The sequence below is a fragment of the Oligoflexia bacterium genome, assembly GCA_035326705.1.
In the GTDB taxonomy this organism is placed as follows: Bacteria; Bdellovibrionota_G; JALEGL01; order JALEGL01; family JALEGL01; genus JALEGL01.
The window spans coordinates 1-14524 of record DAOLES010000008.1 but is presented as its reverse complement, the minus strand read 5'-3'; the positions used below and the strand labels follow the sequence as shown (position 1 = coordinate 14524).

10 protein-coding genes are annotated in these 14524 nt (G+C 37.5%); 4 read left to right on the top strand and 6 right to left on the bottom strand.

The genetic code is table 11. From position 1 onward, the window contains the following. Positions 1 to 67: 67 nt before the first annotated feature. Genes PKC21_09545 through PKC21_09530 form a run of 4 tightly spaced genes read right to left on the bottom strand, consistent with a single transcriptional unit; the run spans position 68 to position 4117 of the window. Positions 68 to 1117 (bottom strand): hypothetical protein, encoded by a 1050-nt coding sequence (locus PKC21_09545; protein HMR25581.1) that lies wholly within the window; start codon positions 1115 to 1117, stop codon positions 68 to 70. After that, positions 1114 to 2667 carry an apolipoprotein N-acyltransferase gene (gene lnt, locus PKC21_09540; GenBank protein ID HMR25580.1) on the bottom strand — a complete coding sequence of 518 codons (1554 nt, stop codon included), beginning with the start codon at positions 2665 to 2667 and terminating at the stop codon, positions 1114 to 1116. The genes PKC21_09545 and lnt overlap by 4 nt, the downstream gene beginning before the upstream one ends. A 1-nt stretch (position 2668) precedes the next feature. After that, positions 2669 to 3124: an rRNA maturation RNase YbeY gene (ybeY, locus tag PKC21_09535; GenBank protein ID HMR25579.1), complete on the bottom strand. Its 456-nt coding sequence runs from the start codon at positions 3122 to 3124 to the stop codon at positions 2669 to 2671. Between the two features lie 9 nt (positions 3125 to 3133). Then, positions 3134 to 4117: a PhoH family protein gene (locus PKC21_09530; GenBank protein HMR25578.1), complete on the bottom strand. Its 984-nt coding sequence runs from the start codon at positions 4115 to 4117 to the stop codon at positions 3134 to 3136. 302 nt (positions 4118 to 4419) lie between these two features. Here PKC21_09530 and PKC21_09525 point away from each other — a divergent pair, with 302 nt between their 5' ends. Both PKC21_09525 and PKC21_09520 read left to right on the top strand, forming a co-directional pair. Further along, on the top strand, positions 4420 to 4941 hold the full coding sequence (locus PKC21_09525) for a hypothetical protein (GenBank protein HMR25577.1): 522 nt from the start codon (positions 4420 to 4422) through the stop codon (positions 4939 to 4941). A 66-nt stretch (positions 4942 to 5007) separates the two neighbouring features. After that, positions 5008 to 6723, top strand: coding sequence for a proline--tRNA ligase (locus PKC21_09520; protein ID HMR25576.1), 1716 nt, complete (start codon positions 5008 to 5010; stop codon positions 6721 to 6723). A gap of 157 nt (positions 6724 to 6880) precedes the next feature. On the opposite strand, the gene PKC21_09515 is transcribed toward PKC21_09520, so the two are convergent. Then, positions 6881 to 7369: a hypothetical protein gene (locus PKC21_09515; GenBank protein ID HMR25575.1), complete on the bottom strand. Its 489-nt coding sequence runs from the start codon at positions 7367 to 7369 to the stop codon at positions 6881 to 6883. Between the two features lie 297 nt (positions 7370 to 7666). Beyond that, positions 7667 to 8518, bottom strand: a complete 852-nt coding sequence (locus PKC21_09510) for a hypothetical protein (GenBank protein HMR25574.1) — start codon at positions 8516 to 8518, stop codon at positions 7667 to 7669. Between the two features lie 163 nt (positions 8519 to 8681). Between PKC21_09510 and mfd the strand changes: the two genes are divergently transcribed. Together mfd and PKC21_09500 are read left to right on the top strand one after the other, a co-directional pair. Further along, entirely contained in the window at positions 8682 to 12119 is a 3438-nt protein-coding gene (gene mfd / locus PKC21_09505) for a transcription-repair coupling factor (protein HMR25573.1), read from the top strand. Positions 12120 to 12216: 97 nt separating this feature from the next. Then, on the top strand, positions 12217 to 14388 hold the full coding sequence (locus tag PKC21_09500; GenBank protein HMR25572.1) for a GLUG motif-containing protein: 2172 nt from the start codon (positions 12217 to 12219) through the stop codon (positions 14386 to 14388). Positions 14389 to 14524: the final 136 nt, after the last annotated feature.

Genomic DNA, 14524 nt, shown 5'->3' with positions numbered 1-14524 from the left:
AACTAGAGGGTCAATGCCTTGATTGTCAACATGCATGCAAACTTAAATACAAGAAACTTTACGTTTTTCAGCTATCATTAGACACTGACTTATCAGTATTTTTTGAAAAAAAAGAGTTTAAATCACCCAAAAAAGATGCGTTGAGGATTTGTGCCATTTCATCAGTGCTTAAATTGTATTGATTGCGATAATGCAACAAGCTATTCCGACTATGAATGCAGAGGCCAAACAATAAAAATGTTAATGGGATGACATAAAATAATTTTGCTAGGCTAAAGCGTTGGGTTTTTAAACGCAGTTGACTAATTTCCCATTGTATTTTTTCTGGATCTGGGACAAAGTTTTCATTTTTATAGCTGTTGTTAATGTCCTCTAAAAAAGCGGTTTTTTTAAGCAAGCTCTCACGTTCTTGGTTGTTAGTGTTCAACTTGCTTTGGGCAGCAATAAAAGCAATTTGATTGCTGTTAAAGTTTTCTTTTTGTGCATTAAGGCTGCTTGCTTCAAGTTGAAGATCAGCAATACTGGTGTTGATATCCTTTAATTTTTCTTCATAGAGTTCTACATTGTTTTCTTTTTCTTGAGCTAGAGTTATGGCATCTTGAAAAAATCTTAAGCGCTGTTGATTGAAGGATAATTCACTTTCTATGGCTTGCTGTTTACTTTGCCAATCTAAAACTGCTTTTTTATCTTCTTCAGAAAGTTTTTCATCCAAATCAATCAGCTTGAGTTCAAGATCTACATTGTCTTGGCGTAATTGTTGGATTTGGTTAATTTTACTTTCTAATAAGTCAGAGAAGGCTACTTTGCTTAAAAAGCCTTGGCGTTGATTTTTTTGAATCAGGGCATAAGACTGACGTTGCTCAGATTTTTTTAGGCTAGATTGTGTGCAAAAGTAAGTATTATTGTTAGAGCTTTTTTGACATTGAGTATTTTTAGGTAAAAATATTTGTTGTAATTTTAAAACTTGTTCTTCATCAACGGCGTCCTTGTTGATCTGCGAAACAGAAACATAAAAACGCAACCAAAAACTTTGTGGCAAAACATACAAGACCACACTGCTTACCAGCAAACAAGGCAGTATGAGCCAGCGTTTAGGGTATGTATTTAAAAAGTTCACAGTTCATCTTTACGAGCTTTTTGTATATTTAGCAACAATATCAATGATGCAAAGATAATGATGGATGACACAAGGTATGGAAAACGTACATAAAAAGAGCGGCTTGTATATACGGGAATACTAGCTTGTAAACTGCCACGTTCAAATAAAGCAATGGATTGCTGCTGTATTCCACTGGCATCAAACCAAGTAGAAATGCCAGTATTGGCCGCTCTGACCAAGCTGCGCCGAGTTTCAATGGCTCTGAACTGAGCAAATACTTTATGTTGATAGGGGCCTGAACTTTTATTAAACCAAGCGTCATTGGTTAAATTGATTAAAATATCAGCGCCTTGGGCCACCATATTGCGCGACAAATAACCAAATAAACTTTCATAGCAAATTAACGTACCAAATGTTGCTTGTGGAAGTTTGATCATGCTTTGTTCAGATCCAGAAATAAAACTACCTGCTGCGGCTGGAACAAGCTTTTCAATAAAGCTAAAGGGAAAAGGAATGTACTCACCAAAAGGAACCAAGTGGAACTTATCACTCCTGGTTAAAAGGGTATTTTCTTGATTAACGGCAAACACAGAGTTTTGATAATATCTCTCATGCTCGCGATGGATGAACGACGGCGCACCAAACAATAAATAACTGGTATTTAAATAGTCGGCATTGAATTTGTTTTTAGATGAACTCTGATCATAAAGCATGGTCACAGCAGCTTCAGGCCAAACAATAATTTCTGCACCTTTATTCACATGCTCTTTGGATAAAGAATTGTAAATGTCCATCGCCATGGCTTTGCCCTGTGCAGTCCACTTTAAACTTTGTGGAATATTGCCCTGAATCCAGGCCATATTGATTGTTTTTGTGTCTAGCTGTTGAATGTAATGGATTTGATGCTGACCAAAAACCCATAAAAGACCAGTGACAATCAGCGCAACAAAACTAGAAGTTAATGTTTTATATTTGAGACTTTGATAAAGCAAGAATTGAACAAGATACAAGCAGACACTTAGACCCAACACACCAATAATAGAACTGACTTGGCAAATAGACAACAAAGCATGCAAACCGTAGGCTGGCATCAACCATGGGAAGCCGCTAAATGGGGTTATTTGTCTGGCCAACTCCATTGCAGAAAAGCAAAGCACCCCTAGCAATAACCGTTGTCTTTGAGATTTTAAAAAAAAGCTACCGTATGCAAAAGCAGCTGCAGCCAAAGCAGGATAAAGCGCCACTAAGCTTGCGGCCATAATCAGTGCAATTTGTGCCTGCCATAAAGGCATACCGGCATGGTCATGCATGGAGATTCTAATCCAGTTTAATATAAAGTAATAGGCACTAAAGGCTAAGGTAAAAGCTATTTTAAAGGCTGTTTTTGGCGCTTTATTTTCAAGACTTGCTAGAAAAAATAAAAAATAAAAAAATACACACACAGCATTTAACCAAGGTGGGCTGATCAAACGCCCGCCTAAGGCTACGGGGAATGAAAAAACCCATAAGAGAATACAAACAGCGTAAATAAGATAAGTGGCTGGAGTTTTTGCTAAATTAAGTTTCATTTTAATGAGACGCTATAACAGTTTGCTTGAGTTTTTGCACCAGTTCATCTTGTAATGCAAACATAATTTTTTCTTCTTCCGGTTCAGCATGATCGTAACCTAAGAGATGTAAAAATCCATGGGTAAGCAAAAGCCTAATTTCATCAGGTAAAGCTACAGATTTTTCTTGAGCTTGAGCTTGGGCTACGGGCACACAGATGATGATATCCCCTAAACAATGGTATTTTCCAAAAATTTCATTTTGCTCAAAAGAAAGCACATCGGTGGGCTTGTTTTTTTGTCTGTAGTCTAAATTAAGTTGTTGGATGGTAGATTCAGCAACAAAAGCCACAGAAACTTCACAGGCCTGCTGTTGTTGCCATGCTAGCAAATGGGACAAATCAAATTGGGCTTGGTGTTCAAAAATTTCCCAATCAGGGTGTTCACTCGATGTTAAAACATGATGTTGATTACGCACATTATGCTTTTATGTGTTTAATTCGTAAGCTTCAACTATTTTTTGCACCAAGGGGTTACGCACCACATCTTTTCTATCCAGTTTGGCAAAACCAATGCCAGGGACATTTTTTAAGATATCCAAGGCTTCAACCAAGCCAGAAACATCACCTCTGGGTAAATCTATTTGAGTGACATCACCGGTAATCACAGCTTTACTGCCAAAACCTAGGCGGGTTAAAAACATTTTCATTTGGGCGGCCGTGGTGTTTTGTGCTTCATCTAAAATCACAAAAGCATTGTTGAGTGTGCGTCCGCGCATAAACGCTAAGGGAGCAACTTCAATAATACCGCGTTCAATCAAAGAGAATGCACGCTCAGCTTCTACCATATCATGCAAAGCATCCAATAAAGGACGCAAGTAGGGGTTTACTTTTTCTGCCAAGTCACCGGGTAGAAAGCCCAGTTTTTCTCCAGCTTCCACGGCAGGGCGGGTGAGAATAATTTTTTTAACCAAACGTTTTTGTAAAGCAGCGACCGCCATGGCCATGGCCAAATAAGTTTTACCGGTTCCTGCTGGACCCCAAGCAAAAACAATATCGGACTTTTGTAAAGTATCAATGTAAATTTTTTGGTTTTCAGTTTTAGGTGTAATGGCTTGATTCAGTTTATTTTGCCCCAATGAGTGATCATAATAATCTTTGATTTGGGTGTCTTCTCCATGTTGAGCGCCACGAATCAACATATCTATGTCTCTTTGTGCCAGCCTTTTCTGTTTAACCAAGATATCTTGTAGTTGCTTTAGCGTTTCAATAGATTTTCTAATGTTTTGCGGATTGCCCTGAAAATGCAGTTGGGTTCCACGCGGTAAAATATCAACATTAAAGGTTTTTTCTATCAATTTAAGATTGCTATCATTTTCTCCAAATAAACTCTGTGCGTATTCTGGATAAGAGAGTTCAAAGACATGATCTGGGTTATGCGATGCATGTTTGATTAATTTTGGTTTTTTCAAATAAAACTCCTTTGTTGGATAAAATCCGGATGACCTAAAATAGGTAAAAGTTCTTGTGTATGGAATAAGACATACAGATATGTAATGCTTAATAAGATAAGTCTATTGTACCATATTCAGCAAAAATACAGAGGAAAAACTTTTTAGGTTGTTCATTTTAGGTTCATCTGAATACGGTACTAACACAGCATGATAAACAGGTTTAAACAAAAAGGAGTGCTGTCATGAAAGATGTGTTAAGTTTGGCCATTGTGCTTGTCTTAATGGTACTTTATATTTTTTAAAGGGTATTGGGAGAAAAAATGAGAGTTAATTATTTGCTGCTTTTGGGATTTGTTTTGGTTAGCGCGTTAGCGCAGGAAAATTTAAACATTAAGCTACCACAAATTAAAATAGTTGTGAATGATACAGAGGCTGAAAATGGTGTACAGACCTGCTCAAAACGCTATTCAGAAGCCAGCTGTAAGCGTTCTTTTGTAGGCTCTGTTTGTTCTAACGACGGTGCCAATGGTGTGTGTTCCGTTCAAGCTTATAAAAATGAACACGCCATTTGTATGTGTGGAGAGGCTTCAATGATAGAAGAAGTGATTGAAGAAGCACCCAGGGCTTATCAATGTGACAATCACAATGTTTTTGGCAATTACCCTGAGGGCGGTGGTTGCAATACCTTTGGCTGTTATGAACCTGGAGGGGGTTGTAATACCTTTGGCTGTTACGAGGCAGGCGGCGGTTGCAACACTTTTGGCTGTTATGCCCAAGGTGGCATGTGCTCAGCCACACAATGCACAAAAAAACGTGAATCCAAAAAGCTTGTTTGTGAGTAATCCACCTATACGTTTTATGCTTAAGTAATTGTAAGAAAAACTGGCAATCTGTGTTATAGGGCAGACATGAAGTTTTCACAGTTTTTTTGCCCTACACAGAAAGAAGTTCCAGCTGAAGCTGAGATTGTTAGCCATCAACTGATGCTTAGAGCTGGCATGATCAGGCAATTGGCTGCCGGCATTTATGATGTTTTGCCTTTGGGTTTAAAAGTGTTTCGTAAAGTAGAACAGCTGGTCCGGGAAGAGATGAACGCGGCCGGCGCCATGGAAGTAAGTTTACCGGCCATTCACCCCAAAGAATTATGGGAAGAAAGCGGCCGTTGGGAAAGCACTGGCAAAGAACTGTTAAGAATCAAGGACAGAAAAGACAGAGACTATTGTTTTGCACCCACGCATGAAGAAGCTATTACGGATTTGGTGCGCCGTGAAATTCAATCCTACAAGCAATTGCCGGTGAATCTCTATCAAATTCAAACCAAATTTAGAGATGAAGTGCGGCCCCGCTTTGGTGTGATGCGCTCACGTGAATTCACCATGAAAGATGCCTACAGTTTTGATGTTAGCTCTGAAGCGGCAGATGAGAGTTATCAAAAAATGTTCAAGGCCTACCAAAATATTTTTACCCGTTGTGGTGTACGCTTTAAAGCTGTTGAAGCAGACTCTGGCAATATTGGGGGGCAACTCTCGCAAGAGTTTATGGTCATGGCTCAGACCGGGGAAGACGCTGTTTTGGTATGCAGCAACTGTGACTATGCTGCCAACAGTGAAAAAGCTGATGCGTTCATTGATCAAACAGTAAACAATCCAAATAAGATAGAGCAAAAAAAGATTCATACCCCGGACATGAAAAAAACCAAAGAGGTGGCTGATTTTTTAAACATTGAACTCAACACCGTTTTAAAGACTTTAATTGTGGAAGTGGATTCTAAATTTTATGCGGTGGTCTTGCCAGGGGATAGAGAGCTCAATGAAATTGCTTTGCTCCGTTATCTTAAAGGTCAACATATGCGCTTGCCAGAAGAAGAAAAAGTAAAGCAATTGGTGGGTGTTTATCCAGGCTCCATTGGCCCACAAAATTTAAAAACCGAGCAACTGGCAGCAGTGATTGTGGATAAATTTATTGTTAAAGACCAAGCTTACACCAGTGGTGCCAATGAGCAAGGCTACCACACAAGTGGCGTTGTTGCAGGACAAGATTTTAATTTGGATCATCATGTTTTACTTAGTGAAGTCAAAGCCGGCGATGCTTGTCCAAAGTGCAAAAACCCCATTAATATTGAACGCGGTATTGAAGTGGGCCATGTATTTAAGCTTGGGACCAAATACAGTGAAAGTTTAGGCGCAAACTTTTTAGATGAAGATGGCAAACAAAAGCCTATGGTCATGGGCTGTTATGGAATTGGTATTGCCAGAACGGCTGCCGCTGCCATTGAGCAAAATCATGATGAATATGGGATTGTTTGGCCCAAAGCCTTGGCGCCTTTTGATATTTACTTAATCAGTACTGATAGCAAACCCGGGCAAGTTCAAGACACAGCGGATACCTTGTACGAGCAGTTAAAGTCTTTGGGCTATGATGTCTTGTACGATGATCGCAAGATGGGTGCGGGCGGGAAGTTTAAAGACGCCGATCTTTTAGGCATTCCCGTGCAAATTACAGTGGGTGCAAAAGCCTTAGCTGAGGGTAAAGTAGAAATTAAACAACGGACAGAACAAGAAAAAAAATTGATCAACCCAGATCAGTTGAAAGACGTGCTACAAGGCATTTTTAAAACAGCGTAGTTCCATCAAAGCAAGCAAAATTATTTTTATGAACATTCGGCTGATCGGGCTTGCGCCCTCAAGGCCTTTATGTTGCATAAAAATAATCTAGCGATGTTTGGTAAAAGCATATTCGATTACCAACGAAAAGCGAGCAAGATCCCCCCTTAGGAAAAGATCAAAATGGAGCCCCAGCTTGTATCCAAGCCAATACTGTTTGGTAGTTGTTACTGCTGGTTCCTCCCCAAGCACTAGGCCCGCCAGCATGGGAACTGCCAGTTGATTGAGGATAATTTAAAAGATAACTGTTTTGAGGAGAGTTGGTATTGACATAAAGGGTGTTACCATTGTTACCCAATAAATAGTCATACAGATATTGAGCTGTATCCTCATTGGGCCCACTGGGGGCGCCATCGCCAATTTGAAAGTTTAAACCCGGAGGATTGGAAACAGCCACTTGGACTGCACCATTACCGTGACACCCAGAACTGGTACATGAGGCAGAAGCAAAAGCCGGTAGGACATCATCTTCAAATGTTGGGGTAGGTCCACCCGTTGGAGGAGGGGTTGGTGTTACAAGATTGGGGTCAAGGTAATCATTGGGGTCTTGATCATTCAAAGCAATATCAAAACAGCCATTTAACAATAATGTACAGTTCAAAAGCATGAAGCATAAAACAAATACTTTAGTAAAATAGCGCATTAATTACAGTATAAAACCTTAAGACAGTAAAATCCAGTATCAAAAAATAGGGGAAAGATTTTTTGATGCCGGATACACACAGACTGAGAAGACTAGGAGTACTCTCTCTTATTTGTTTGATGGATAACGCAGGTTGTTTGAACTTTAGCATTTGAATCAATATAAATTGATGGCGTAATAGTTCACAGCCTCTGTTTATGTCTGGGCTTACTTAAACTTTCTTTTAAGTAATATGGAATGTAAAAAAGTTACATAAAATTTTTATTGTTCAGGGGTATAAAACAAGTAAAGTGAAGACTTGTTGTTGACCAAAATATTTTTTGCAACAATTTTATTTGTAGGGGTTTTAACAACAAAATTTTCAAAACCATTGGCAAAAGATTTTTGCATCATGTTTTCTAAAATATCTTTAAGTTCAGGGTATTTTTTTGACTGTAACTCCTTCTCATCAACAAATAGAGTTAAGCGTCTTCCGTCTATTTCATAGTTAAGCACTTTTAACTGCGTGCTTATATTATCTACTTTAGATCTAATAAATATTTGCCATACTGCAGTAATGACGGGTTTGTGAAAAACAATACTTAAAGTGATCAATAAAGTAAAAAGTAACAAGGTGACGCGTGGTTTGGATTTTTTAGATTCATTGTTTTGAACAGGTTTATTTACAGGTTTTTCATGTTTATCTTTTTTTCTATAAAAAAAGCTTTTTGATTCTTTTAATTTTTTAGAAAACATGTTCAGTTGTTTTTCTAAATTTTCCATTTCATGTTGATAAAATTCTATTTTATCCATGCCAAAATTATTTTCTTTAACGAAAGTATCAATTTTTTGTTTTAAAATAACAAACTCTTCATCCAAGGTTTCAAGCTTTAAGGATTGGTCAGAGTTTTGAAAGCGTTTCTCTAAAGCAAAAAACCCTAATTTTGCTAAATTGATAAAAGCCAAAGGAACATCTGCGCCGTCATTTTTAAAATGAATATCAATAAGAGACTGTCTGTCATTATCCGGAAGTTTATCAATATATTTAAAGGATTTTGAGACCCAAGCAGGACTTGCTCCAGGGTCAGAAAAATAAAACTTAAGAACATATTTTCCAGTGTTAATTAATTGCATGACGATTCAGGCGCCAGCATAACATGAAGGCGCAAAAAAGTTAATCAATGCTTGTTTTTGTAAGAGCATTCTTTTTTGTTAGGATCAAGATCATTTGAAGGGATAAGCTTACAAAGATTTTCAATTGACCTGAACAGCAATATGAGGGATACAGGCAAAGCTTATGAAAAAAGTGTTTACAGGCTTATTGGGTCCAGCATACGCTAAGACTTTTTTAGAGCAAATCTATCAGTCAGGGAAGCAACATGTTTTATTGCTGCCTGATGAAAACGCAGTACAAAATTTACTTGAAGACTTGAAGTTTTTTTTAAAGTTCCATCATAATCAAAAAAAACTTAAAGTTTTTGCCTATCCCGGAAAAGAGAGTTTATTCAAGTCTAAACATTTTTTAGAAGATCAACGTGATATGCAAGAAAGAATAAAGGTTTTGCATGCCCTGGTGCACAAAAAAGCCGATATTATTCTTGTACCAGTGATGGCCTTATCACAAGTGACCATCCCTATAGATGTACTAAAATCCAATAGTTTACACTTATCTGTACAGCAAGAGATAGATAGAGAGCATCTGATTGAACGCCTGGTGTCAATTGGCTATGAACAAGTGACGCAAGTGGATGCTAAGGGTCAATTTTCTGTTCGGGGTTCAATTGTAGATGTTTTTTTAAGTCAGGCAAGAGTACCTTACAGATTAGAATTTTTTGCAGATGAGATTGAAAGCATCCGTAGTTTTGATGTTTTTAATCAAAAGTCATTGGATGAGCTTAAGCAAATTGATGTTGTGCCATCTTCAGAAATTTTATTGAATAAAGCAATCAGTGATCTTGCCAGAAAAAATATCAAAAATTATGTGGATGCCAGAGAAATACCAGCATCCAAAAGAACCAATATTTTGTTGGCCTTGGATGAGCAACAATTTTTACCCATTTATCATGATTTGCTGCCTGTGTTTTATGGGCAGCAGCACAGCATTCTAGATTATATAAAACAAGATGAAAACGCAGTTTGGCTTAGCGTTGATCCATTGGTTTTAAAACGCAGCCAAAAAAAACTAGAAGATAAGCTGTTAGAAAAAAATGATCAGCAGGACCATGCTGAGGTGCGTTGTTTCCCGCAAGAACATTTTATTGAAGCTCAAAAAAATTTTAAATTATGGGATGAAAAAACACATTTTGTTTTACAAGATATTCTAAGCCATGAAGATACTGCTCAATTTAACCATGTGGTTATTGAAAAAAACATCCAAGACCTAGCAAAACTTAGACATGCATTAAAAATTGAACACAAAAAGCAAGAGCCTTTAAAGCCCTTATTAAAATTGATTGACGATCAAAAAAATCAACAAAGGGTGATTTTTATTGTTTGCGAACAAGAAAATGACGCGCATAAATTAAAAAATATTTTGCAACACCATGATCTTTCTGTTGCTTTACTGGCTGAGGGTGAAACCAAAAAAACAGTACAAGATATTGTATTGTGTTTAGGAAGCTTGTCAGAAAGTTTTGTAGATTTAGACAGCAATGATGTTTTTATCAGTAGCAAAGATATTTTTGGTTCAAAAAAGAAAGTTGTTCAGCAAAAAGTACAGGAAGCACAACAGTTTGGTTCTTTACAAGATTTGAGTAAAGGTGATTATATTGTCCATATTGATCATGGGGTGGGAGTTTATCAAGGTTTAGAGCGAATAAAATTCAATAACCTGGAAAACGATTTTTTAAAAATAGAATATGCGGGTCAAGATAAGTTATTCTTACCCGTCTATAGACTGAACAGAATTCATAAATATGTTGGCGGTGAAGGGCGTAAACCGAGCTTAGATAAACTTGGGCAAAATTCTACTTGGGAAAAAACCAAAGCCAAAGCTAAAAAAGCCGTTGAAGAAATGGCACAAGAGCTGATTGAACTTTATGCTAAGAGACAACTGGCTTCAGGTAAAGCTTATCAACCAGCAGATGAAATGTATAAAGCCTTTGAAAGTGATTTTCCTTTTGAAGAAACTCCAGATCAGCTTAAGACCATTGATGACATTGCGCAAGATTTAGAAAGCTCCAAACCCATGGATCGCTTGGTTTGTGGAGATGTAGGGTTTGGTAAAACTGAAATTGCATTGCGAGCAGCATTTAGAACGGTAGAAGAAGGTAAGCAAACGGCAGTATTGGTGCCAACAACCATTTTGTGTCAGCAACATTATGAAACCTTTAAAGAGCGTATGCAGGGTTATCCCGTTAAGGTTGATTTTTTAAGTCGTTTTCAGAGCAAGGCAGCCCAGAAAAAAATTGTAGATCAATTGGCCAAGGGTGAATTGGATATAGTGGTAGGGACGCATCGCTTGCTTTCCAAAGACATCAAATTTAAAAATTTAGGTTTATTGGTTTTAGATGAAGAACATCGTTTTGGTGTTAAGCATAAGGAAACTATTAAAAGTTATCGCAATCAAGTGAATGTTTTAACCTTAACGGCAACACCTATTCCTAGAACTTTACAATTATCCATGACCGGAATTAGAGACTTATCCATTATCAACACACCTCCTTTAGATCGTAAATCTGTCAAGACGTTTTTGTGCAAAAATGATGATGCATTAATCAGAGATGCTATTAGAAAAGAGCTGGCTAGAAAAGGTCAGGTTTTTTTCTTGCATAATAGAGTAGATACCATGGATGCACAATGGTTGCATTTAAAGACTTTGGTGCCAGAAGCTAGAATAGAATATGCCCACGGCCAAATGGATGAAAAAATATTAGAACAAAAAATGTTAGGCTTCATTAAAAAAGAGTTTGATGTTTTGTTAAGTACAACCATCATTGAATCTGGGGTAGATGTTCCCAATGCCAATACCATGATTATCAATAGAGCTGATTGTTTTGGTTTAGCGCAACTGTATCAGCTGCGAGGAAGAGTAGGTCGCTCAGACAAAGAAGCCTATACCTATTTGATGATACCTGGAGAAGACATCATCAGCAGTGATGCTTTAAAGCGTTTAAGAGCCTTGCAAAGATTTACAGATTTAGGGTCAGGCTTAAAAATTGCTATGCATGATTTGGAAATCAGAGGAGCGGGGAATATGTTGGGTTCTGCTCAGTCAGGACATGCAGCAGAAATTGGTTTTGAGTTGTATGCGTCTTTATTAGAAAGAGAAGTGCGTAAACTTAAAGGAGAAAGTCAAACAGAAGAAGAGATTGAGCCAGAAATTCAAACAACACTACCAGCCTATTTTCCGGAAGAATATGTTAGAGATACAGGCGAGAGGCTGGTTTTGTATAAACGCTTTTCTGCAGCCAAAGATGAACAAGCTTTGGAAAGCTTGGTTGCTGAAGTAAGAGATAGGTTTGGACCCATTCCAAGAACAGTTGAAAACTTAGTTGAGGTTATTCAGCTTAAAATTGTAGCCAAAAATTGTGGTGTAAGTGTTTTACGGATCTCCGATGAAGGTCCAAGTATTGAATTTAGTGATAAAGCACCAATCAACATGGACAAGTTGTTAAAGCAAGTCAAACGCAATGAAAAAATTCAATTGCATCCTGATCAACGTTTAAGCATTTCTATTGATCATGATATGGATGCATTCAAAGAAACCAAAGCTTTTTTAAAGAGCGTGGTTTAAGGTAATGGATATCATTGTATACAAAAAGGGATTGATTTGCGAGTAAAAATATGTTATTAACGCATAACATCATTATTTGAATTAGATTAGGGGAAAAATGAAAAAGTTAATTATTATATTAAGTATATGTTTTTTAATTTCGTGTGCTGATCAAAGACAACATGTAGGAGAACAGTCCAACAAAAATTTAGGTTTAAACGGTTTGATTATTAAGCAGTTGGATCCAGAGCTTTTCCTTGACGGTCCTGATCATGGTTTAACCGGAACATGCTTGGGTCCGTATCAAGTAGGGCTAATAAATATTCCTATAAATGCGCCTCAAAACCCTGCACCTCTAGGTGGAATGATAGCATCAAGTTATACACTCAATTTAAATCAAAATGGAAATGCGCAGTTTTTTTCAGATGCATCTTGCAGTCAAGCCATTACCAGTACAATATTATCTAATAGTGATTCTTATAAGAACGAGTTTTATGTTCGTAATCAAATTGAGCAAATTGTTGCAATTTATGCTGTTTTAAATGGTTTAAACGACTTATCAATCAACAAAGAGGTTGAGTTTTTACACTGTACATATAACCAAGACACACATCCAAACTTAGTTGCTTACAATAATTTAGGTAATGGTGAAGTGGGTAATCGTTATGAGTTGTACACACCGGAACAAATTTATTCTTTAGCCTCTGATGTAAATGCGTTTACGAAACATTATTTACTGTGTTCTGATGTTGATTTTACAAATTTTTACTCTGAAGACCATCGTTACTTTACCATAGGTGGCGATAATCAGGGTCAAAGTTTCACAGGTTCTTTGATAGGTTTAAATCATGATTTTGTAGGTTATAAATATGATACTGGCGGTGCCTTTGCACCAACACTTCCTGTTTATGATGTGTCACAAGTTCTCTTGCGGCAAACATCTGATTATATTGGACTATTTTCTCAAATTGACACCTCAAAAATAGTGGATGTTAACCTGGTTGATTTTGATATCAATGTCAATGGATCAGAAGAAAATGTGGTCGGTTATTATGGTTTGCTTGCCGGATCTTCACGTGACTCTGTACTGTCTGGTATTACGGTCAATGGAAATATAATGTCAAACGCTTGGCGTGTTGGCGGGGTTTTGGGACAGTCTACAGGGAGCGATAGCTTTATAGAAAACATCCATTTTTTAAATGGAACAATTCAAGGTCGTTCAAGCGTGGCGGGACTGATTGGAAATACTTCAAACCATACTATTAAAAACTCTAGTGCTTCAGTAGATATTATTGTCAATAGCGCTGATGGCGGAAATGTTGGTGGTTTGGTTGGTTACTTAGGTGGTAGTCAGGCTATGATTACAGAATCATTTTCACAAGGTTCAGTTCGGTGCAATGGCTCTTGTGTCAATGTAGGAGGATTGATTGGAGCAATGTCTGATGCTAGTATTGAAAACAGCTATTCAACAGCCAATGTTGTATTGGTGGATGGACATAGTGCTGGTGGATTAATTGGATCTGTTAATAGAGGAACCATAAAGCATGCACATGCTACAGGAAACGTAGAAGCAAGCGATTTTGCTTATTATTCTGGTGGATTGATTGGTAGTGTCTCTGGTGAAGTTAATATTAGTAGAAGCTATGCTATGGGCAATGTAACGGGTGAATTTGGTGTTGGTGGCTTTGCAGGTTTGGTTGGATCATATGGACGCATTCAAAATATAGAATGGTGCTATGCAACCGGAAATGTCAACGCAATAAAAGAAGCAGGCGGTTTTGCTGGAACGATTAGTAGGGCAAATATTGCTAATGCATATGCATCTGGCTCAGTTGCATGTAATGATACTATATGTGGTGGTTTTATTGGCAAAGTTTTCGATCTAGCTGGAACATTTTCTACAATCAACAATGTATACTCTATTGCTCAAACTGTTTCGAGCAATGGTTTGTCAGGTGGACTTATTGGTGATGTTTATGTCCAAAATAATGCAAAGCTTAAACTTAACAATTCTTTTACAGCTAATAATAGTATTACCGGCAGTCAGACTGGAACATTGATTGCTGCTGGTACGTGGTATACAACTGCACAAAACAATCATTATTTTTCGTGTGTCTTATGTGATAATTGCAACACCAACAGTGCGCAAGAACAAGTGACGCTCGACCATTTTTATAACCAAGATAATGAACCTTTGGATAGTTGGTTATTTTTTATTAATGACAATTATTGGGTTCTTCCAGAAATGGGTGGTTTTCCAGTTATTCCTTTGGCTGGGGCAGACTTATAAGTAAGAAAATGTTGGGGAGTTGATTATTTGAGAGTGGATAGTACTTTATAGATTTACTTGGAGTGCTTTCCTATAAAAAGTTATAGTGCTTTAACAAAGATATAGTACAGATTATTTTTAATGAACACTCGGCTGA